Source organism: Pseudomonas huaxiensis (assembly GCF_003231275.1).
Taxonomy (GTDB): Bacteria; Pseudomonadota; Gammaproteobacteria; order Pseudomonadales; family Pseudomonadaceae; genus Aquipseudomonas; species Aquipseudomonas huaxiensis.
In genome coordinates this window covers 13998-35300 of the sequence record NZ_QKVL01000013.1, presented here as the reverse complement: position 1 = coordinate 35300, position 21303 = coordinate 13998, and the positions used below count along the sequence as shown (strand labels likewise).

At 60.8% G+C, this 21303-nt stretch carries 16 protein-coding genes and 3 pseudogenes; 6 read left to right on the top strand and 13 right to left on the bottom strand.

Translation table 11 applies throughout. The features are described from left to right. Nucleotides 1–97 precede the first annotated feature (97 nt). The 3 genes from DM374_RS15680 to DM374_RS15670 form a co-directional block, all read right to left on the bottom strand. A complete protein-coding gene (locus DM374_RS15680) occupies nt 98–898 on the bottom strand; it encodes a C1 family peptidase (protein WP_110970688.1) in 801 nt (266 codons plus the stop codon). Continuing rightward, a complete protein-coding gene (locus DM374_RS15675) occupies nt 895–2307 on the bottom strand; it encodes a hypothetical protein (RefSeq protein WP_110970687.1) in 1413 nt (470 codons plus the stop codon). Before DM374_RS15675 ends, DM374_RS15680 begins: the two co-directional genes overlap by 4 nt. A 143-nt stretch (nt 2308–2450) precedes the next feature. Then, nucleotides 2451–2726 carry a hypothetical protein gene (locus DM374_RS15670; protein ID WP_110970686.1) on the bottom strand — a complete coding sequence of 92 codons (276 nt, stop codon included), beginning with the start codon at nt 2724–2726 and terminating at the stop codon, nt 2451–2453. Between the two features lie 271 nt (nt 2727–2997). Between DM374_RS15670 and DM374_RS15665 the strand changes: the two genes are divergently transcribed. Beyond that, on the top strand, nt 2998–4731 hold the full coding sequence (locus DM374_RS15665) for a hypothetical protein (protein WP_110970685.1): 1734 nt from the start codon (nt 2998–3000) through the stop codon (nt 4729–4731). A 1-nt stretch (nt 4732) separates the two neighbouring features. Here DM374_RS15665 and DM374_RS15660 read toward each other — a convergent pair whose 3' ends face one another. From DM374_RS15660 to DM374_RS15635, 5 genes and pseudogenes are all read right to left on the bottom strand, one after another. Further along, a complete protein-coding gene (locus DM374_RS15660) occupies nt 4733–5596 on the bottom strand; it encodes a hypothetical protein (RefSeq protein WP_225422516.1) in 864 nt (287 codons plus the stop codon). A 1222-nt stretch (nt 5597–6818) separates the two neighbouring features. Next, nucleotides 6819–7286: pseudogene (locus tag DM374_RS34345) on the bottom strand (TniQ family protein); the annotation flags it as partial. Beyond that, the gene (locus tag DM374_RS15645) at nt 7244–8134 is read right to left on the bottom strand and encodes a TniB family NTP-binding protein (protein ID WP_110970682.1); all 891 of its coding nucleotides are present in this window, start codon (nt 8132–8134) and stop codon (nt 7244–7246) included. The gene DM374_RS15645 and the pseudogene DM374_RS34345, both read right to left, overlap by 43 nt. Beyond that, nucleotides 8131–10053 (bottom strand): Mu transposase C-terminal domain-containing protein, encoded by a 1923-nt coding sequence (locus DM374_RS15640; RefSeq protein WP_110970681.1) that lies wholly within the window; start codon nt 10051–10053, stop codon nt 8131–8133. Before DM374_RS15640 ends, DM374_RS15645 begins: the two co-directional genes overlap by 4 nt. After that, nucleotides 10050–10598: a TnsA endonuclease N-terminal domain-containing protein gene (locus DM374_RS15635; RefSeq protein ID WP_110970773.1), complete on the bottom strand. Its 549-nt coding sequence runs from the start codon at nt 10596–10598 to the stop codon at nt 10050–10052. The genes DM374_RS15640 and DM374_RS15635 overlap by 4 nt, the downstream gene beginning before the upstream one ends. A gap of 255 nt (nt 10599–10853) precedes the next feature. Between DM374_RS15635 and DM374_RS15630 the strand changes: the two are divergent. Further along, nucleotides 10854–11507, top strand: a pseudogene (locus DM374_RS15630) (ATP-binding protein); the annotation flags it as partial. Between the two features lie 3 nt (nt 11508–11510). Beyond that, nucleotides 11511–11651 (top strand): Txe/YoeB family addiction module toxin, encoded by a 141-nt coding sequence (locus tag DM374_RS15625; RefSeq protein WP_110970680.1) that lies wholly within the window; start codon nt 11511–11513, stop codon nt 11649–11651. Here DM374_RS15625 and DM374_RS15620 read toward each other — a convergent pair. Beyond that, complete coding sequence (locus DM374_RS15620) at nt 11620–11937, bottom strand: DUF6124 family protein (protein WP_157969705.1); 318 nt, start codon at nt 11935–11937, stop codon at nt 11620–11622. The two genes, DM374_RS15625 and DM374_RS15620, sit on opposite strands and share 32 nt — an antisense overlap. 382 nt (nt 11938–12319) lie before the next feature. Here DM374_RS15620 and DM374_RS15615 point away from each other — a divergent pair, with 382 nt between their 5' ends. Beyond that, nucleotides 12320–13750 (top strand): mechanosensitive ion channel family protein, encoded by a 1431-nt coding sequence (locus DM374_RS15615; RefSeq protein ID WP_110970678.1) that lies wholly within the window; start codon nt 12320–12322, stop codon nt 13748–13750. Here the strand turns inward: DM374_RS15615 and amaA are convergent. After that, nucleotides 13747–15033, bottom strand: coding sequence for an L-pipecolate oxidase (gene amaA, locus DM374_RS15610; protein WP_110970677.1), 1287 nt, complete (start codon nt 15031–15033; stop codon nt 13747–13749). The two genes, DM374_RS15615 and amaA, sit on opposite strands and share 4 nt — an antisense overlap. A 129-nt stretch (nt 15034–15162) precedes the next feature. After that, entirely contained in the window at nt 15163–16653 is a 1491-nt protein-coding gene (gene amaB / locus DM374_RS15605) for an L-piperidine-6-carboxylate dehydrogenase (protein WP_110970676.1), read from the bottom strand. Nucleotides 16654–16791: 138 nt separating this feature from the next. On the opposite strand from amaB, the gene DM374_RS15600 reads away from it, so the two are divergent. Both DM374_RS15600 and hglS read left to right on the top strand, forming a co-directional pair. Beyond that, nucleotides 16792–17691 (top strand): LysR family transcriptional regulator, encoded by a 900-nt coding sequence (locus DM374_RS15600; RefSeq protein WP_110970675.1) that lies wholly within the window; start codon nt 16792–16794, stop codon nt 17689–17691. A gap of 98 nt (nt 17692–17789) precedes the next feature. Further along, nucleotides 17790–19178, top strand: coding sequence for a 2-oxoadipate dioxygenase/decarboxylase HglS (hglS, locus tag DM374_RS15595; RefSeq protein ID WP_110970674.1), 1389 nt, complete (start codon nt 17790–17792; stop codon nt 19176–19178). A gap of 105 nt (nt 19179–19283) precedes the next feature. Here the strand turns inward: hglS and DM374_RS34340 are convergent, their stop codons facing one another. Both DM374_RS34340 and DM374_RS34335 read right to left on the bottom strand, forming a co-directional pair. Continuing rightward, on the bottom strand, nt 19284–20015 hold the full coding sequence (locus tag DM374_RS34340; RefSeq protein WP_371929320.1) for a methyl-accepting chemotaxis protein: 732 nt from the start codon (nt 20013–20015) through the stop codon (nt 19284–19286). A 135-nt stretch (nt 20016–20150) separates the two neighbouring features. Then, a pseudogene (locus DM374_RS34335) lies at nt 20151–21263 on the bottom strand (Cache 3/Cache 2 fusion domain-containing protein); the annotation flags it as partial. Nucleotides 21264–21303: the final 40 nt, after the last annotated feature.

Here is a 21303-nt window from a genome sequence, read left to right as displayed (position 1 = left end):
TAGCATGAGTGAAGCACTGATGAGCACCAGCCGTCCATGCCTCGCCTAGCTCTCCTGTTTCAGCCCTTCACCTCAGACCTAAGAGATGGGGAGACATTCAAATGAGTACTGGTTGAAAGCTATAAGCAGAATCACGGAAGAGTAGGCACTCACCGTAGGCCACCTTGCCAAAGCCACGATTCCCCCATTTAGGGCCGAAGCTGTTTTTGATGATCCATCCGGAAGCATCGAAGCCGACAACCTCGACAGTGTGATAGCCACCGAATGCCCCACCTTTGGATCGGTAGAGCTCGCCTTTATAGTTGGCAGAGTGAAAATCCTCCCACAGCTCCATCACGGCTATCACAGGCCCCTGCTGTACCGCTCGACGAGCTTCAAGATCGCCCTCGATCGGCCGTATGTTCGTTAACCGGATCTGCCCCTTTCTAAGGGCGCACTGCCCAGGGAAGTCAGTGGAATCCGTTGCCGTTTCTCGCACTAGGTAAGAGCCCCCTAAATCTTGCATCGCAAAGTAGGGGTCCCAGGGAGATGACGTATCCAGCCTCCCGACACAGACATGAGCGAACAGCGGAGACACTGGGAAGGCCGCTGAGGGGTTAGCCAACAGCATTCGATCCTCGATTGCAGATGCGATCGCATAACTTGTACACGCTTTGCTCTCCCCCTGGTTTTTCGGGGGAGCCAGTTTGCTGAGATCGGGAACATACGGCAGGAAAGCAGCGACCTCGGTGAACACCACCATTTCAAAGCGTGACTGTAGCCTCAGATCGACTTTCTCAAAGACCTGGGGCTCTGGATTGAAAGGGGGAATCTCCCCCGAGTATGTCAACCAAGGGCTATCCACTGTAGCAGCCAGATCAACCTGACCGGTTGCCGTGATGGGGTTCTTCGGGCTCATAGCGATGTCTCACTCGCTGCCTGATCTCGCAGCTTCTTGGCTTCAAGCAGTTTGGTTTCAGCCTCAAGCAGCGCAGTCTGATTTTCGAGAGCTTGAATCTGTGTCTCCGAGTCGGACGCAGGGTTGTTCGACTTCATCGCATCAGCCAAATCCTTGCGAGCCTTGTAGAGCTTGGTTTTTTGCTCCAGCTCCTGAAGATCTTCCCCTTGCTTGGCCGTCCGAACTGCTGCGACTTGATCGCTCAAGGATTTGAAGGTCTCGGACGCTCCAGCCGCCGTAGAACGCAGTTGCGAATATCCGCCAGACAGGAGTGCGCCATCCTCCCCGAAGCTTGCAGATGCTTTGTTGGAAGCGAATGCACGGCCTTCGAATGGGAGAAGCAACATCGGGCCCAGTTGATAGACCATTGCATCAAAACTGGTGACCTCTTCCGATTTGGGATCGCTACAGCTTGCGACCGAGCAGATTTTGAATTCGGCCAAGGCAGGCTCTCTATAGGGCAGCCCTTTCCAGCCTTCCGTAGGCGGTTGCGGGTTTGAAGGCTTAAATTCCTCCTTTGAAACTAGGGCGAAGTAGACCTGCAATGAACCGCTCTCACGTCTATTTAAACCCCACTTTTTAACAACCGGATCGGGAAGCCCGATCGGGGCCGGGGTGGCGAATTCTGTACCCGAATGTGGCCAGGTATCAGAATACGAATAGGTGACCTTCCGTAGCGCTTTTTCATACAAGTTTTTCTGCGCCTGAAGAGCGGCCTCGGCAGCATCAACCTGGCCTTGCGCGGTTATCCATGCTTGTTGAAGCTTCTTGCTCGGCCCCCCCGGAACTGCCTTCACTGCAGCGTCCACGCGCGCGAATACTGCCATTCTTGCGTCAAGGTCTTGGGTAGCCACCAGCAGCCCCGCTTTGGCTGTATCAACAGCATCGATATCAAGAGCAAGGGGAGTATCGCATTTGTCGATCCCAGCCCCCGCAAAGGCAACAGAGACAATTTTTCCCACACCGGATGCGATGTTCACCGCCACTTGTCCGGCTTGGTCATCGGCGGATGCGTTGACGGACTTCAATAAACGGTTTTGCTGCCATTCAAATACCACCTCTCCCGTCTTCATCCATCGGGTAAGACTCCTCGGATCTATCGGGTAGAGGCGATTTGGCTCAAGCGCGACCTTGGGAGTAGCTTCAGCTGAGATGTTCACCTTGATAGGAGGCGTTTTGCCTATTGCGGGTATCTGACAGGCCACAGCTTGCCATTTGACTGTCACGTCAAATTGCGTGAAGGGCATCCTGTAGGGGTTACCTGTCGGGAGAGGATCGCCGGTGCCCAGGGGCTTGGTTACAAGCTCGGTAGTGCACGAGGTAAGAGATAGGGCAACCGCACAACTCAACCCAAGCTTTTTTACCCGCATAGATACTCTCCGGTGGAATCCATTCACAGATCACATCGCGCGGCTCCGCCATACTTGACCGAGTCGTCATCAGCTTGCGGAGGTGGACTGCTGCGCACCATTACGCAGAATTCGGAGTGTAGAAGAGGAGCGGCGATTTGCCATCAGCCCCAACCGAGCTCGATGAATTGGTATTTTTTCCGAGCGGCCTTCGTAGCCTCCTGCTCGGCCAGCCGGGTGCTCAGCGCGTCGGCGTCATGCACGTAGTCGAACAGCTTCCCTTCGTATTCGTTACCTACACGCAGGGTGACCCTGAGGCGAGATCTCATCGTCTTCCGTTCCTTTGTCGCATTCGCCGCCGGCTGAGCACCAGGCACGGTACTGCCAACACCGCCAAACAGGGCGCGGCGCATTTGTTCTTCAGTAAGCTCTTCCACCAGTCATCTCAAATAGCGGGGCCGAAGCGATGACATCGTTTGCGAAAATCGAACGGGCTACCGCTGATGATAGCAATGCAATAGCACAAGGAGCTGCGTTCTGGTCCCCTGCAAGGCAGTTCGAGGCTGATCAGCCGTGCGCTGATACCCGCTATCTCGAAGAAACATTGAGAGGTTGAAGGAAGGGCCTGAACAAGCGTTTTTGCCATCGAAAGAGTCAAGCCAAATGGGTAGACTCGAAAGATGGCGATATAGCATGACAGGAAGTTTTGGCTTGGCTGACCAGCTTCAACGCATCGACCTCTCGTATTACCGTATCAACCTCAGGCACACAGATAGCCAGGTCAAGCTGCTCCAAGGCGACCAGCTTGTCTGGTGGTACGGGCCCATCCGGCAAAATACGAGACCTCGCTCGATCCCACTGGTGAAAGTCCACTTCAGGCAGCTGTTCAACGATGTACCTGGCCCACGCACATCGGCCATCGTGCCTCTCAGCAGTCTGCCGCATTACCGTATAGGCAGCATCTGGCGCAACGGGCTGTGTGTCGCCGACACGAACTTGACCTCGGCGCCAGAGGACTTCGAGGTCAATTTCGACGAAGACGGATGGTCACTGACCTCCAGGGCAGAGCTGGTGAGAGAGAATAACTCCCATCTCTTCCATCACGATGAGTATGCGCTGCAGTACCAGCATGATCGAACTCGACTGCTCAATTTCAAGCTGGCGAATGGCAGAAAAAATCTGCTCGTCCCGTGCACGGAGTACTTCATCCGCGCCTACGCGAGGAACATGGAGGTTTGCCGCGCCCTAGCCACACTCCGCTGGTCGGACGTAATGTCGGTGTGCTTTGATGAGCCTCGTCGCGACGCCTATCAATGGCTGGTCAAACCCTCTCGGAAGATGCGATTTTACGATGCTGTCTTTCTCGCTCACCTGCTGTATGACGACTATGCAGCCCGCCGTATCAGGCACATCAACGCCCAGTTCATCTCTCAGGATCCATCGGCCCATATCTTCATGGAGGCTGTACCATGGTTTCGTGGCAAGGGAAAACTGCGATGCCGCGGGCGGTGGATCAACGGTGACAACACTTTCTTGTGTCTGAACCTGGGCGGTTCAAGCCAACCAGTCGGTGAAGAGATCGAATGGCTGACAAAGAAGCTCGACAGCAGCGATGGAGAAGAAGGTGGGCATATCGTTCTGCCAAGACCTGTCCGAACAGCGGAGGCTGAGGAGTTTATCAACGAGCACTCTCACATGGCACCGGATGGCCATGCAGAGACCATCATCGTCAAACCGCCTCCCTTCAAGCTGCTGGGTCCAAAGCGCCCGGTCAAGAAAAGGAAGGAAGTGATCAAGACCGACCGCGGCCGTCTCGGCCCCAATCCCCCTGAAGCAGACTCCCACTCCTCGGGGGAAGGCACCGGCGCCGGCAAGAACATTGGAAAGCTTGAGCATGCGGCTGAAGCCGAACTGGAGACCCACGGCTTCCTCTACGACATTTGGAACGCGTTCAAATCCATCATGCTGGACAACCCGGATCGCGTGACAAAGGTGAATTGGTACACACCTCCCAAGTTCCGAGAACAAGGCCTACCACGCGCGATAGTGCTGCGACCCACCATCGATTGGACCCCCGAGGACAAGACTGCCCCTGGATGGGTGTACCTGGACAAGAAAACCGGCGAGTGCCGGGGCGTGATGGTGTTGCGCATTGAAATCGATGGGGAAAACTACTTTTGCTTTGAGGTCCAACCGACGAAACCGGACAAAGCCGAGTATTCGGGCGTACTCATGAAGTCCCATGTCACCACAATGGAAGAATTCGAAGAATTCGTGCAACAACTCTGCTCGCGGGTACGCTACGTCGTGGGACGTTTCAAGCACATGGAGTCGTTCTTCCCGCCTGGAACGAAGATCTTCAAGCACCACCAGAAGGACGCCAAGGTGCTTTACCGCAGCCGGCTGATCAATGCCCTCAAGGAAATCGGCGTGGAGTTGAACTGACTCAACGTGAATGTTCACCGTGTTGATAGCTGCTGGCAGAGGGCACCCAAAGGGTCTTGTCCACATAGGTGACGTTGTAGCCCGCCACCCCGCGGTACTCCTGCATCTGGAACACAAGGGCTTTACGGTTCACCCTCGGCAGATCATGGAAGTAGGCCAGGCCCTTCACGATCCACCGCGCTTCGAAGTCGTCACCGGCAGCTTCGCTCAACAGCGCCACCAGTTCCCTTTCAGCCCTCTGCCGCCTGGCCTGGGCTAGCCAATGCGAGTCAGGTTTCACCTGCAGCGCGAGACCGTGGCGCTTGTTCAGATAGCCGACAAAACCGGTAACCGCTGCCACCTGCCCAGGCGACCCTCTCCAGAACGCCTCAAGGTTCTTCTGCGTGGGCAACGCTCCCTGCTTCAGCTGGGCCACCTTGAGCAGATTGGCCGCCGGACGCGCCGCCAACCTGACTGAACGCACACCAGTGCCGCTGTGTTCCATTTTCGCCATCAAGGTGTCGACATACTCGCTCAGCAGTCGGGCGGACCATGCGTCGACGGGCTCGGCGAGAATCGCCGCAAGCCGGCCTCGCTCCGTATCCTGCTCACGAAGCTGCGCACTGACGGTGACCCTACCCGTCTCGACCAGGAAGCGCATGGGGTTCTCTGCCTTGCGCAAACCTCGAGCACCAAAATGCTGTAGCAGTTGCTCGTACGAAGGGACCGCGCCCCAGCCGGCATCGAGCGCCTGGAAAAATTGATAGTGGCCGTTGATTTTCAGAGCGGCCTTATGTGGACCGGATCTATCCAGCAGCCACTCGCCAAACTGGTTGTAAAGCGCATTTATGCCATCGGCACTGAATCCATTAGCGTTTATGGCCAACCGCTTCCGGAAAACAGTCTTCCATCCACACGCTTCGCATTCCCGACCACGTCCGGCTGGCGTCAGGGTGCCGCATGATGCACAAGGGAGGTTAGGCTGGGAGATGCATAGCCTGCAGCGGCCGACACCATCCTCCCCAGTGATCAGCACGCGATGGCGCCGGCAGCTCGGACAGGTAGCCTTCTGCGGCCCACTGCACGTCGGACATTGGCGCAGTCCTGTTGTCTTGTTTCTGGCCAGCCGCTGAGAGAGTTTTCCACAGACCTCGCAGTGGTCAGCAGTGCGGAAATAAGGCACACAGGATCCGCAAACTGGCCCGTACTCAGTTTTCAACCTGGTTTCAAATTCGGTCTTACCGCATCTCACGCAGGGGCCGGCCCGCTCGCAAGTACGGCAACGTGCTTCTGGGTCCAGGACTGGAAGTCGAGCAAAATCACCACAGCCAGGACACATGCGCCGTTTGAAGAGCCGCGGATAGCATGTATCGCAGTATCGATTACCTGCATGTACTCGCTTGGCCTTGGCCATCTCGCGTCCGCATCCATCGCAACCCGCCTGGGTGGATGTGTCATGAGCGGTCATTTCTACGCATCCTTCTCTGCAAACGATTCCACATACGCCACACTTCCAGAGGCGCGCGACGATGGTTAAGGCCTTCTCGACCAGGTTTGTGCGGGGAGTGCTGGGTAAGCGCCGAGAGCATCTGCTCAAGAATCTGGGGCACTCCAAACGGCGGTAGCGGAAAAGCCGTCACGGGTAGTTCAGCCTCAGTTGCAGAGTCCAAGAACCGCTCCGGACCGGCCTGCATTATCTCCCAGGCTTGGCCCAGCAGCCCAGCGCGTTCAGCAGGCGGTGCGTACTCGAACGGCAACCCGAGCGATGAAGACTTAAGCTCAGAAGCATCTACACCGATTGCCTGGCAGAACCGCCGCATTTTACCCGTCGGCCCCCGCGCTGCAGTCTTCAGGAAGCTGATCATGACCCGCGCGATGCACATCCACTCCGAGAAGCTCAACGATATCTCCCCGTATGGCACCGTGGAGTGGCTCGCAGCGTCGGCGAACGTCTGAAATGCCACGGCGGATTCAGACGCTGGCCCTGAGAGAGCACCGCCCAACGAACCTCCACAATGGTGACATCTGGATAGTGGTTGATCAGCACGCAAGCGACCTGGCTGCAACGCTGAAAAGCAGCTAGGGCAACGATCAATCAGCAACACTCGGTGCCTGGGGCAGGTGGTGTGCCACGCCAGCCTGTTCTGCTGCCGGTAGTGAGGAACAGGCTCCAACATGCAGCGAGTACAGCACAGCAATCCGCCTGCATGAGATCGGCTTCGACACCCCAGGGGAAGAATCCAGGGCAACAGCGACGATCTCTGAGCGGCAGCATTTGGAGACAAGAGCTGAATGACCGGCCAGAGAGTGCTGGCCAATAGGGCCTGTGCGCTGAGCCCAGCCATGGCCGCCAAAACATCGAGGTTCGCCCAGACGTGCATGCGGTCCAGATCCACAGACCATACCTGGGCACCCGGCCATACGATACTGGTCAACGTACGCGGCTCGCAGCCATGGGCATGCGCAGTTCTCACCAGCCAGGAAGAGAACAGCTCGTCAGGCAGGATCGAAGGTGTGAGGGGCCATCGGGATGCTAGACAACGCGCTCCCGGATGCCACGTGTAGGACGCTTCCACGACTTACTCTCGATGAGTGGTCGATCAATGCATTCCTTCCCAGAGTTGATGGCTTCCGTGGCGCATTCGACCAGCAGGCCGTGCAAGTCACCCGTGTTGCCACCCGAAATGGAATGAATCAGCTGAGCCAGCTCCGGCTTGTAGAGCTCTGAAGGCCGCTTGAGTGGCAGAACGGCTTCGAACGACTTCAGCAGGCGCTGGAAATCAGCGTTCAGCTTCCAGGTCTCCAGCTTGATGACATCGAAGCGACTGGCATGCTGCGCATCCAGGTGCAGGATCTGTACGGCGTCGCGAGTCCCAACGCCCACGATTGGGATCATCAAGGTATTGCACAGCATCTTTAGGGCGTTCATGACCTCGCGCTGCTTGGTAGCGGATCCAGTCAGCATCGAGTGCACTTCGTCGATGATCAGCATCCGCACCTTTAGCTCGCGCAGGGCATGGATAACCTGAAACCTCAGCGTGACCTTGGAGTCGGTGGTTTTATACGGCATCCACATCCGATCGAGGATGGCAATGTACAGGTCCTTCTCCTCGGCAGACGGCGGCGCTTCAGCCAGGATGATCGGCCGCACCGGCTCTGAGTTCTCGTCGACGTGACCTTGCCCATGGGTCTTCTCGAAATGCCGAACGATGGTGGTTTTACCGTTGTTGGGGTCACCGACGATGAGCAGGTTCGGCATTCGCGGGCGCTTGGGAGCGTCGAGCAGGCACTCCAAGCTGTCCAGAATATGGTGGGCCGCCTTGTAGCCAATCCAACGAGGTTCGCCCATGAACAGGATTCGCTCGCGGGCCGATAGCTGCAGCACAGGCCTGAAATCGGAATGCAGGTGTGCGTACTCGGTCATTGGATATCACCAATCAGGTCAACGTCGTCGAGCAGTTGCCCTTCGCCTGTTAGAAGAGAAGGTACCGCTTCCACACGCTCTTTGACAGGCCGTGCCGGCGTAATGTTTTTGGTGTGCACCTTGTGCTTCTGAGCATCACGACGTGCCTTTTTGGTACTCGCTGACGCATCATTCACGATCTGGCGGCGTTCCAAAATGAGCCTGCCGATCAACGCTTCATCGATGTGCTGACGCCCCTCATCAACCGCCTGTTTCTTGGCTGCTCGGAATTCCCAAAGGGTTGCAGCAGGGAAGGCTTGGTTGGCCACCGGCACACGAAAATATTGCTTGAGCACAGGATCGTAGAACCAGATAACACTGATATCGCGAGGGTCACGCCTAAATACGAACTTGCGGGCCTGACCGGTGGCGGGATCCGTCGTACCGATCCAGTGACGCAAGGCCTCCGAGTAGTAGTACACGTCAAGCTGAACACCGTAGTGCTGGACGGTACGGCGGTAAGAAGGCATGAAATCCAACTGCACCGTGAGTGGGTCTGCTGGTCGAGGCGGAACACTCACCAAGGCATCGACACCGCGGCTACCGAAGAAGCCAAGGTGCCATTTGCGCGCGGGAGGCATGTAGATCCCAGAGTGAACACGGTTGTGGTAGATGATGATCGTCTTGACCAACCACTCCTCAAACTCACTCATCGTGAGTGCGGCGTGCTTGTCGGAGTCGTAGCCGGCCCTATCAGGCACGCTGCTATGGGTGGTGCCTGGCAGCTCATGCAGTTCACGCATGAAGGTGCCCAACAGCCGTTCGATATGACCGCCGTACTTGGGTCGCTTCACCGGACGGAACTGGTTCTCGATGTTGTAGTTAGAGCACGACCGCCGGAAGTTCTCAGCCTGGAAGTCAGGGCCGTTGTCAGTGTGCACGGTGCGAGGGAAGCCCCAAACCGGCCATTCTCCACGAACATTGTGGAGGTTCAGCCAGGATTCCTTCGGCAATATCGAGTGCGCCAGGCACATCCCGACAGAGATCTCTGATGGATCTTCGAGGGCCAGGTAGTAGCCGGTAATCATCCGGGAGTGCACGTCGATCGCAAGGGTCAGCCACAAGCGTCCAATCGGCTTGCGATGCCGGTCATCCACGATGATGAGGTCGATCGGCGTGTGGTCGATCTGAACTACCGCCAGCGGATAGTCAGCACCCGGGAATTTGCCAACGGAAGGCGTGAAGCGGTTGCGCGCCTCGTCGGCAAAACCACGCCGGCGTAACACCACTTTCTCAGGAATGCGCTTTATCCTGGTCCTGATCGCCGATGCGCTGGGAGGGGTAAGACCAAGGGCTTTGGCCTGCGTTTCGATTTCTTTGATAGTCGACTGGATCGAGCGACGCTGTGTGGTCAGATAGTGCTCTTCGATCACGGCCCCAATCAGATCGTCCGCCTGGGCACTCAGCCGGCTATTACCTGATTGCCAGCCGCGCTTGCGAGGAACAAGCGCTAGCACCTCGTGCCAGCTTTGATAGCGGTCCAGCCACCGATAAAGCGTGGCCGCATCGACACCCACTTCCTTGGCTCGCTCCTCGACGCTGTTTCTTGGAAGCACAGAGTCACGCAACAGCGGCTTGATGGCTGAGAAGCGCTGCTGCGCAATAGCCCACTCATCGGAGCTGATGGTCGAGATGTCATAGTTGACGTAAAGGCCGTCAACTCGCTCTTGCTCCACAGGCTCCAACTCGGAGATTCGAAGCGATACGCTACGGCCAGACTCGACCTCGATGCCTACAACATTCTGAAGGTCGAGCAGTTGAACGATCTGGTAGTTCTGCTTATCACTACGGACCGTCGCGCCCACCTCAATACGCACGCGCTCCCTGGAGGGTTCGAAGGGGACCAGGTGCTCATCAGTGTCAATGTCATAGATGTTCATACCGCGGCCGTCCAGATCTCGAGGAATTCGTTCAAAGGTTCGGTGATGTCGCACTCTACCCGCCCAGTGGCGATCAGATGCCACAACAGCGCCACACCGCGATCGCGGTATACGCCTTTGAAATGGCGGGCTAGGAGGTAGTGCACCGGAGCAAGCTCCATCTCCTGGAGCGTTTTCAGGACCATCTCGATGTCCTCGCGATCAAACTCCAACCGTTCGAACCGTTCGAGGAACGTGATGTTCTCGAGCGGGAGTCCGCGAATACGCGACTCGTCATAGATGCTAAAAGTCCAACCTTCCTGCCTCGCATAGCGGCGAGCTGCCTTCCACTTCCCAAGCCAAGTGCGCCAGTTTTTGCGCCACTCGTAGGCTGGCTTGACCTCGACCAGCATCGGCTTGATGTAGTCCATGTAGTCAACGCCGGGCAGTTGGCGGTAATGGACCAAGAAGTCGGGAGTGTAGGTTTGAGGACGCCCGCGAGAATCGAGGAAGTCGACGCGAGCAGGCTGAGCGATCACCGATTCGACCCGATGGGAGAACCTCATCCGCTTGAGGAAATCGCGCTCCAGCAACGACTCGAAGGGGATACCGCCGACACCTCGGAAGGGCAAGAAGCCGGAGACGCTGCGGCGTGTCGGCTTGATCGGGCGGACCTGTTTAATTTGGTCGCAGCTATTTCGAGTAGTTTTCAATCCTGTCGCATCCAATTAGAAAATTTTTCGCATCTATTTGTGCAATCGAAAACGGTGCTTCGCGGCCTCTAGCGTAATGGTTTCGCATCTATTGCGAAAGCCTACAGTGGTTCGCGCCCGACGCCGGGCGAAATCACGCTCGCCCATCACGGTGTTCTGTTTCTCGATGAACTGCCCGAGTTCGAGCGCCGCGTGCTGGAGGTGCTTCGCGAGCCTCTAGAATCAGGCGAGATCGTGGTGGCGCGGGCGCGGGACCGGGTGCGCTTTCCGGCACGCTTTCAACTGGTCGCGGCGATGAACCCTTGCCCCTGTGGATATCTCGGCGACCCCACTGGCCGCTGCCGCTGCAGCAGTGAAATGGTCCAGCGCTACCGCAACAAACTCTCCGGCCCGCTGCTCGACCGCATCGACCTGCACCTCACCGTCGCCCGCGAAGCCACCGCCCTGTCACCCACCACCGACAACGGCCCCGACAGCGCCACCCTCGCCCATCAGGTCGCCATCACCCGCGAGCGCCAGCAGCGCAGACAAGGCTGTGCCAATGCCTTCCTCGACCTACCCGGCCTGCGCCGCCACTGCGGGTTATCCACAGACGACGAGCGCTGGCTGGAGAGCGCGTGCGAGCGGCTGACCCTTTCACTGCGCGCCGCGCATCGCTTGCTCAAGGTGGCGAGGACGTTGGCGGACCTGGAAGAAGCCCAGGACATTCGCCGGGATCATCTGGCGGAGGCGTTGCAATATCGGCCGGCGGGGCAGGAATAGGACGTGGGCGCGGGCAAACCTGAAGCACTCGAGGGCGTCCTGAGCGGCTATCACTCTCGCCGGATCACCATCAAGCACCGCCTGATCTATCTCTATGAAGCGGGAACACTGACTATCCTGGCCTGCCGCTACCACTACGAGTGACGCCCGCCAGCACCGCATCCACCAGCGCTTTCGCCATCTCCGCCTGCTGGGCGATCCCCAGTGCCATCGCCTGGTCGTTCAAGCTCAGGTATTCGGCGCTGTCGTAGGCGTAGGCCTGGACGCTGTTGAGTATCTGGCTGACATGGACCAGCGCGTCTTCGGCGCAGATGCCTTCGCGGGCGATGAACATCGGATTGCCATGGAAATCGGTCGGGCCGAACGGGACCGGGCAGGTCAACACGCGGGTGAGTTCGAGGTTCGGGGGATCGGGGACGGGTTTTTTCATCTTGCAACTCCTATGCAATGGAGCTGCCGCCATGGCGCTGCGAAACGGATGGGTGGCAGCTGTACGCGGGTTCGCAGACCGGGCATAGGAACCGGCGCACCCGAAGGTGCCCCGCGCACAACCGCCATAACAGGGAGACACGGACCAAAGGCGGCCCGCGATCTGAAATGAGGTTCTGGCTATGCTCTGGGCTGCGACACCCGATCACTGAAAATCAGCGACGGTCGGAGCCTAAGCAGCCACCCGGGCGGGCGCAACAGAGCAACAGGCCGCGGAGTATGATTCAGAAGAGCCCTACAGAAAACAGCTACAAGGCATTGTGAAATCTATTGTTTCGAATGAGCCTTGAAACAGTCAGCGCCCCACCACGCCAGAGAACCCCATGCCCGCACTCCTCCAAGACTACCCTCTTCTGCTCGGCATTTTCCTGCTCGGGCTCGATCTGCTGCTGTGGCGAGCGATCCCCATCGAGAAGCGCAACTGGCGCATCGCCGCGCGGGTGGTGGCGTTCCTGCTGTTTACCGGGGTGCTGCTGAGTGCCGGGATCAGCCCGCTGCAACCGCCGCCCTGGCCCGAGGACGTTGCGCGCAATCTGCTGGCGACGGTGCTGGAAATTGTCTGGTGGCTGTTCGCTGCGCGGACGCTGACGGTGGTGATCGGCCTGTTGCTGATTGCCCGCAGCGGGCACACCGGGCGGCTGTTGCAGGATGTGGTGGGCGCGGTGATTTTCCTGGTGGCGATCGTCGCCGCCGCGGCCTATGTGATGCAGTTGCCGGTCAAGGGCCTGCTGGCGACGTCCGGGGTGATGGCCATCGTCATCGGCCTGGCGCTGCAAAGCACGCTGAGCGATGTGTTCTCCGGCATCGTGCTCAACACCACCCGGCCCTATCAGATCGATGACTGGATCAGCATCGACGGCACCGAAGGCCGGGTGATCGATATCGACTGGCGCGCCACTCGCCTGCTCACCGGCAACGGCAGCATGGCGGTGATCCCCAACTCGGTGGCAGCCAAGGCCAAACTGCTCAATTTCAGCCGGCCCAACGATGTCCACGGCGTGTCCATCACGGTGGTGGTGCCGGCCAGTGTGCGGCCGCGCAAGGTGCTGGATGCGCTGGAAAAGACTTTGCAAGGCAGCAGCGCGCTGCTGACCACGCCCAAGCCGAAGGCGACGATCAAGGCTTCGACCCTGGAATCGGTCGAGTACGAGGCCAGCGGTTTCGTCAGTTCAATGGACCAGAAGAACCCGGTGCGCAACCAGATGTTCGACCTCGCCCACCGTCACCTCGTAGCCGCCGGCGTTATCTGGAACGGCGACAGCCAGGTCCGCCCATGGAGCCGCCAGCGCAGTCTGCTGGAGGACGTGCGGATCTTCCGGGCCCTGAGCAGCGAGGAAAAGGACAGCCTGAGCCAGCGCATGATCGCCATCGAGTACCCGGCTGATCAGGTGATCCTCGGTCTCGATCAGGCTTCCGAGCATGTGCTGGTGATCGGTACCGGCGTGGTGTCGGCGGCGGTCCACGACGGTGAGCGGCTGCTGGAAGCCGGGCGCATGGGCCCGGGCGAAGTGCTGGGAGTAGAAGGACTGCTGGACGGTGACGCCTCCAGCGCCGAGTTCCGCACGCTGACCAGTTGCCTGCTCTACCGCATCGACAAGGCCGAGGTGCGCGACTGCCTGGAGAAGCGCGACGAGGTGAAGGCTGCACTGAGCAAGCTGCAGCGCGTGCGCGAGCAGAACAGCCAGTCGTTGGTTTTGCAGAAACCCGCCGTGATCAAGAAAGGCGGTTTCCTCAACTGGCTCAAGAAGGCCTAAAGCACCACGCGAAGGCACTGCCCCGCGTGATACAGCGAGAACCCGGTTTCGTAGAAGCCGGTCCGCAGCGCTGGCACCGCCACCGGTTTCATGGGTGAAAAGGCAATCGGCAGCGTGTCCGGATCATCCTGCAGCAGGAACTGCGCGAACGCCTTGCCGATTACTGTGCCGGTGGTGTTGCCGCGACCGTTGTAGCCGGTCACGGCGACGATACCCGGCGCCGGCTCGAACAGACGCATCAGGTGGTCGGGGGTGAAATCGATGCAGCCGGTCCAGTGCATTTCCCACTCGACCTTGCCCAGTTGCGGGAAGTAATGGCTCTGGATGCGGTCGGCCCAACTGCGCACGAACCACGCCGGCTTGTTGTCGACCCGGCCGAGACTGCCCAGCAGCAGGCGGCCCTGGTCGTCGCGGCGGATGCTGCTCAACACGGTGCGCGTGTCCCAGGAACCTTGGCCGTGTTTGAGCACGTTATCGGCGGCGGCACCATGCAGTGGTGCCGAAGCGACCTGGTAGTAATAACCGCGGAAGAAGTGGCGCTGCAGGTCGGTCCAGTCGCCTTCGGTGTAGGCGCCGGTGGAGATCACCACTTTCTCGGCGCTGACGGCGCCTTTGGCGGTTTTCACCTGCCAGCCGCTGCCGTTGCGCACCAGCCCTTGCACCGGAGACTGTGGATAAATCTTGCCGCCCAGGCGCGTGACCGCTTCGGCCAGGCCACGGGTGTAGGCCATGGGGTTGATGGTGCCGGCGCGGCGGTCGAGCAGCGCGGCGGAAATCTTGTCAGTGCCGCAGTAGTCCTCGCAGCGGGCGCCGGTGAGCAGTTCGACGTCGGCGCCGCGGCGGGTCCATTGTTCGTGGCGGGCTTGCAGGTCAGCCACGCCGGTGGCGTTGTGGGCCATGTGCAGCGTGCCTTCGTTGCGCGCCTGGCAATCGATGCCCAGACGCTCGATCAAGGCGAAGACTTGCGCCGGGGCCTCGCCCAGCAGTTTGTTCAGACGGCTGCCCTGTTGCTGGCCGAGGGTGCTCTCGACGTCATCGGGACGGATCCAGGTGCCGGCGTTGACCAGCCCGACATTGCGCCCGGAACCACCGTGGCCAATGACGCTGGCTTCCAGCAGCACCACCGACTTGCCCTGTTCGAGCAAGTGCAGCGCGGCCGAGAGACCGGTGATACCACCACCGATCACACAGACATCGGCCTTGACCTCAGCCGCCAATGCCGCGGCGGGCGCCGCGGGCGGGGTGACGTATTCCCACAAGCATTGTTGACGCAGTTCGGGCATGGCCTGGCTCCGGCTCGGGTCTTGTTGTGAGGCCATCGCCGGCAAGCCGGCTCCCACGAGTCGGCTGCATGCCGCTCACTGTGGGAGCTGGCTTGCCAGCGATGGCGCCCTCAAGGGCAAAACACTGAATCAGTCGAACACAATCCCCTGCGCCAGCGGCAGCTCCCGGGAATAGTTCACGGTGTTGGTCTGCCGGCGCATGTAGGCCTTCCAGCTATCCGACCCCGACTCACGACCACCGCCAGTCTCCTTCTCACCACCAAACGCCCCGCCAATCTCCGCACCGCTGGTGCCGATGTTGACGTTGGCAATCCCGCAGTCACTGCCCGCGGCGCTCTGGAAACGCTCGGCCTCGCGCAGGTCGGTGGTGAAGATGCAGGACGAGAGCCCCTGTGGCACTTCGTTGTTCAGGCGCAGCGCTTCGTCGAAGTCATCGTAGGTCAGCACATAGAGAATCGGCGCGAAGGTTTCATGGCGCACCACCTCGGTCTGCCCCGGCATTTCGACAATCGCCGGCGCCACGTAATAGGCATTCGGATACTGCTCGGCCAGTTGACGCTCGCCGCCGAACACCTGGCCGCCTTCATCACGGGCTCGGGCCAGCGCGTCCTGCATGGACTGGAACGACGCCTTGTCGATCAGCGGGCCAATCAGGTTGCCTTCACGCGGATCACCGATACGCACTTTGCCGTAGGCGGATTTGACCCGCGCCACCACTTCATCCTTGACCGAACGGTGCACGATCACCCGGCGCAAGGTGGTGCAGCGCTGGCCGGCGGTGCCCACAGCGCTGAACAGCACGGCGCGCACGGCCAGATCAAGGTCGGCGCTGGGGGCGAGGATCATGGCGTTGTTGCCGCCCAGTTCGAGGATGCTGCGACCGAAACGCGCCGCCACCCGCGGACCGACTTCGCGGCCCATGCGGGTGCTGCCGGTGGCGCTGACCAGCGGCACGCGCGGGTCGTCCACCAACGCCTGGCCGGCGTCGCGGTCACCGATGATCACCTGGCTCAGGCCTTGCGGCGCATCGCCGAACGCGGCCAACGCTTTTTCGAACAGCGCCTGGCAAGCCAGTGCGGTCAGCGGGGTTTTCTCGGACGGTTTCCAGACCACGGCGTTACCGCAGACCAGCGCCAGGGTGGTGTTCCAGGCCCAGACCGCGACCGGGAAGTTGAAGGCGCTGATCACGCCTACCACGCCCAGCGGATGCCAGCTTTCACGCATGTGGTGGCCGGGACGCTCGGAAGCGATGGTCAGGCCGTAGAGCTGGCGCGACAGGCCGACGGCGAAGTCGCAGATGTCGATCATTTCCTGCACTTCGCCCAGGCCTTCCTGGGTGATCTTGCCGGCTTCCACCGACACCAGTTCGCCCAGTTGCGCCTTGTACTCGCGCAGGATTTCACCAAACAGGCGCACCAGCTCACCGCGACGCGGCGCCGGTACATTGCGCCAGGCCAGGAAGGCTTGTTGGGCCTGGTCGATCTTTGCGCTGACCGCGGCGGCCGGCTCCAGGTGCACCGAGGCGATCACGCTGCCATCGATGGGGGTGTGAACCGGATGGTTGCCGTGGGTGTAGGCACTGGCGGGGACACCCAGGCGGTCAAGCAATCCATCAACCATGTTGTTCTCCTGCAAGGCGGTGAGAGGTTGTAATCGTTGTGGGGATCAGTATTAATCCGATCACTCTGGCGCAACAAACGACCTTTATTCCGCACATCATTCCGCCAGGTAATGATCTTTCGGCCAGGAGTTGCCGCTATGTCCAAACGTCTGGTGCCCTCGATGGCGGCCTTACAGTGCTTCGAAGCCGCTGCCCGGCACCTGAGCTTCACCCGCGCCGCCGAGGAGCTGCACCTGACCCAGAGCGCGGTGAGCAAGCAGGTGGCGCAACTGGAAGAAATGCTCCGCCATCACCTGTTCCTGCGCATCCGCCGACGCTTGCAACTGACGCCGGCCGGCGCGCTGTACCTGGCGGAGGTGAACAAGATCCTCACCCAGGTGGACATGTCCAGCCGCTACATCCTGTCTTACGGCGAGCAAACCGAAGTGCTCAAGGTCGCCACACAGCCCAGCTTCGGTGTGCGCTGGCTGATCCCGCACCTGAAGGGCTTCGGCAAGCGCCACCCGAACATCCACCTGGATATCCGCAATGAAATGGAGCCCTTCGCCCTGCTCCAGGCCAAGGCCGATGTGGTGTTCTTCTATGGCCAGGGCACGTGGCCGGGGGCGACCTGCATCGAGTTGTTCGGCGAGGACGTGCTGCCAGTCTGCGCGCCGGAGCTGTTACAGGGCCGCACCCTGAACGACGCCAGCGAGCTGGGCGATCTGGTGCTGCTGCAAAGCACCACCCGCCCGGAAGCCTGGCACGAATGGTTTCTCGAACAAGGCCTGCACTCGGCCAACAGCTACCACGGCCCGCGCTTCGACACTTTTCATATGTGCCTGAGCGCCGCCCAGGCCGGCTGCGGCGTGGCGCTGGTGCCGAGTTACCTGGCGCAGACCGAGCTGGCCGAGGGCAAACTGGTGGTGGCGTGGCCGCACCGCATGCGCAGCAACGGCGCGCACTTCCTGGCGTTTTCCGAGCATGCCGCCGAGGTGCCGAAGGTGCGCTGCCTGGTGGACTGGATCAATCAGCAGGTGGCAGACGAAAGGTCCTGAATTGACGGAATGACTGCTCGACTTTTTTTCGCTTGAAGTCCAACAGCATTCCTCGCTTTCATGTATCAGCGCCCCGATCACTCACCAGGAAGCTTGCGATGCCCGCTCAAGATTTCGTCAGCCCGGACCTCATCCGCGCACGGTTCTCCGCCGCCATGTCGCTCATGTACAAGCAGGAAGTCCCGCTCTACGGCACGCTGCTGAAGCTGGTGAGCGAGGTCAATCGACAGGTGATGGCCAGCCGGCCGGAAGTCGCCGAGGCCCTGCGCTGGACCGGCGAAATCGAGCGCCTCGACCAGGAACGCCACGGCGCCATCCGTGTCGGCACCGCAGAAGAACTGGCCACCATCGGTCGCCTGTTCGCGGTGATGGGCATGCAGCCGGTGGGTTACTACGACCTCAGCTCGGCGGGCGTGCCGGTGCATTCCACGGCGTTTCGCCCGGTGCATGAGCAGTCGCTGCATGTCAGCCCGTTCCGGGTCTTCACCTCACTGCTGCGCCTGGAACTGATTGATGATCCGGCCCTGCGCGAGCTGGCCCGTTCGATCCTCGAACAGCGGCAGATCTTCACTCCCCGCGCGCTGCAACTGATCGAGCAAAGCGAACGTGATGGCGGCCTGAATGACGAAGATGCTACCGCGTTCGTCAACGAATCCCTGCACACCTTCCGCTGGCACCACGAAGCCACGGTGACCGCCGAGCAGTACAAGCAACTGCACGACCAGCACCGTTTGATCGCCGATGTGGTGGCGTTCAAAGGCCCGCACATCAATCACCTGACCCCGCGCACCCTGGATATCGACGCTATCCAGCTGGGCATGCCGACGGCGGGTATTCCGCCCAAGGCGGTGGTCGAAGGCCCGCCTACCCGGCGTCATCCGATCCTGCTGCGGCAGACCAGCTTCAAGGCGTTGCAGGAGACCATCGCCTTCAGTGACGCCGAGGGCAGCCACACTGCGCGCTTTGGAGAAATCGAACAGCGCGGCGCGGCGCTGACGCCGAAAGGCCGCCAGCTCTACGACCAACTGCTTGACGCCACACGCGACGCGTTGGGCGGCGCGCCGGCCGAGAGTAACGCCAACCGCTACATGAGCCTGCTGGCCGAGCAGTTCCGCGCCTTCCCCGACGACCTGCGGCAGATGCGCGAGCAGGGCCTGGCGTACTTCCGTTATTTCCCGACGGAAAAGGGACTGGCCGCGCGGGATTCAGCGCAGCGGCCGACCGGCCTGGAGGCGCTGATCGAGGCCGGGCATATCCACTATGAAGCGCTGGTGTACGAGGATTTCCTGCCGGTCAGTGCGGCGGGGATCTTCCAGTCCAACCTTGGGGATGACGGCCAGGCCGAATACGGCAGCAACGCCAACCGCGAAGCGTTCGAAGAAGCGCTGGGGCAGCGGGTGCAGGATGAGTTGGCGTTGTATGCGGAGAGTGAGCGGCGGTCGCTTGCTGCTTGTGCTGAGGCGTTGAAGTTGCCTGTTTCTATCTGAAAAACGGGGGCCGCTTGGCGGCCCTTCGCGAGCAAGCTCGCTCCTACAGGGTTCTGAGCCGGTGTGACCTGTAGGAGCGAGCTTGCTCGCGATCAGGCCCCTCGGTCAACGCCCGACCCGAAACCGCCCCACCTCTTCTCGCAACTGCCCCGCCAACCCCTCCAGCTCGCGCGCCGTCGCCGCAAGGTTGCTCGCCACTTCCCGCTGTTCACTGTTGGCCAACGCAATGCTTTGCAGGTTGCTGCTGAGCAACGTAGCCGTGGCGCTCTGTTCCTGGGTCGCGGTGGTGATGGCGGCGAATTGCTCGCCGGCACTGCGGCTCTGCTCGTCGATCCGCATCAGCGCCTCGGCCACCCGGACATTACGCTCCAGACCTTCCTGCATCAGGCGATTGCCCTGCTCCATGGTGCTGATGGCGTTGCCGGTCTGCTGTTGCACGCTGTCGATCATCACCGAGATTTCATCGGTGGCCTTGCGGGTGCGCGCCGCCAGACTGCGCACTTCGTCGGCGACCACGGCAAAGCCGCGGCCCTGCTCGCCAGCCCGCGCCGCTTCGATGGCGGCATTGAGCGCCAGCAGGTTGGTCTGTTCGGCAATCGAGGTGATCACCCCGACGATGCCGCCGATTTCCTGGGAGCGCGCACCGAGCACGTCGATGACCTTGGCGGTGTCGCCGAGCGCGCCGGCAATCTGTTGCAGGGACGACGAAGCTTCCTCCATCGATGAGCGACCGATACGGGTTTGCTGGGCGTTGTCCTGGGCCATGCGCTCAGTGCTGCCCATGCTGTCGGCGATGTTCATCGAGGTGGCGCTGAACTCTTCCACCGCGCCGGCCATGCTGTTGATCTCGCCGGATTGCTGCTCCATGCCGTCGCAGGCGCCGGAGGACAAATCGGCCAGGGCGTGGGCGCGGTTACCGACCTGCTGCGCGGCCTCGCGAATCCGCAGGACCATGCTCGCCAGCGCTTCGCCCATCTGGTTGAAGCTCTGCGCGAGCTGGCCGATTTCATCCTCGCTAGTCACCTTCAAACGCACATTCAGGTCACCGGCACCGAGGGCTTCGGCCTGATGCACCAGATCGCTCAGGGGGCGCAACTTGCGCCGCAGCAGCCAGAGCGTGGCGCCCACCGCCAGCAGCATCGACAGCAAGCTGCCGATGGCCAGGCGCATGCCGACGCTCCAGGTCACCGCGCGGATTTCCGCCTCGGGCATGCTCGCCAGCACGGTCCACGGGCCATCGGCAAACGGCGCGGCAACGCTATACAACGCCTCGGTGCCGTCATTCCAGAAACGCCCCTCACCGGGGTGCGCGAGTACATCACCCAGTTCCCCAGGCTCGGCGGAGGTCGCACCGGCCGGCGCCACCAGCCAGCGTTTTTGTTCGTCGAGCAGCGCCAGCGAACCGGTCTGGCCGATGCGGAAGCGCTTCAGGTTGGCGAACTGGGCGTTCTGCGCGTCGGTGTAGTCGAAGCCGACAAACAGCACCGCTATCACCCGCCCGCCACTGTCGCGGACCGGGGTGTATTGGGTCATGTACGCGCGCTCGAACAGCAGCGCGCGGCCGACGTAGGCTTGCCCGGCCATGAGGCGGGCATAGGCCGGGTGCTGGCGGTCGAGCAGGGTGCCGATGGCGCGGCTGCCGTCCTGCTTGGTCAGCGAGGTGCTGATGCGCACGAAATCGTCGCCGCTGCGCACGAACACGGTGGCGGCGCCGGCGGTCAGGTTGCGGAATTCGTCCACTTCACTGAAGTCGTTGTTCAGCGCCTGACCATCGAGGAACAGGCCCGGCGTCGCCACCCCGGCCACCGGAATCGAGGTGCCGGCCTGCACGCTGAGGCCACTTTTGAAGCGCTGTTCGAACAGGCCGGCGAGGCGCTGGGTGCTTTCGCGCAGGGTGCTGTGGAAGGTGTTGAGCTGGTCGGCCAGCAGCCGCGCTTCACTGGCCAGGTGTTCCTGGCGGGTGATCAGGTTCGCGTGGTCGAGGGAACGCAGGGCGAACAGGGTGCTGCCGGTAATCACCACGGCCAGCACGGCGGCGAGGGCGATACCGAGCTGCGAGGCAATCCGGGCACGAGGTCGAGACATGAAAACTCCTGACAATCCGGCAGGGATCATCGTGATCGCT

Coding starts and splice junctions, on each gene's coding strand:
- amaA (WP_110970677.1), bottom strand. CDS start 15,033: ATGCCCGAACTGCGTCAACAATGCTTGTGGGAATACGTCACCCCGCCC.
- DM374_RS15675 (WP_110970687.1), bottom strand. CDS start 2,307: ATGCGGGTAAAAAAGCTTGGGTTGAGTTGTGCGGTTGCCCTATCTCTT.
- DM374_RS15645 (WP_110970682.1), bottom strand. CDS start 8,134: ATGACCGAGTACGCACACCTGCATTCCGATTTCAGGCCTGTGCTGCAG.
- DM374_RS15635 (WP_110970773.1), bottom strand. CDS start 10,598: ATGAGGTTCTCCCATCGGGTCGAATCGGTGATCGCTCAGCCTGCTCGC.
- DM374_RS15640 (WP_110970681.1), bottom strand. CDS start 10,053: ATGAACATCTATGACATTGACACTGATGAGCACCTGGTCCCCTTCGAA.
- hglS (WP_110970674.1), top strand. CDS start 17,790: ATGCCCGCTCAAGATTTCGTCAGCCCGGACCTCATCCGCGCACGGTTC.
- DM374_RS15620 (WP_157969705.1), bottom strand. CDS start 11,937: ATGAAAAAACCCGTCCCCGATCCCCCGAACCTCGAACTCACCCGCGTG.
- DM374_RS34340 (WP_371929320.1), bottom strand. CDS start 20,015: ATGGCCGGCGCGGTGGAAGAGTTCAGCGCCACCTCGATGAACATCGCC.
- amaB (WP_110970676.1), bottom strand. CDS start 16,653: ATGGTTGATGGATTGCTTGACCGCCTGGGTGTCCCCGCCAGTGCCTAC.
- DM374_RS15600 (WP_110970675.1), top strand. CDS start 16,792: ATGTCCAAACGTCTGGTGCCCTCGATGGCGGCCTTACAGTGCTTCGAA.
- DM374_RS15615 (WP_110970678.1), top strand. CDS start 12,320: ATGCCCGCACTCCTCCAAGACTACCCTCTTCTGCTCGGCATTTTCCTG.
- DM374_RS15680 (WP_110970688.1), bottom strand. CDS start 898: ATGAGCCCGAAGAACCCCATCACGGCAACCGGTCAGGTTGATCTGGCT.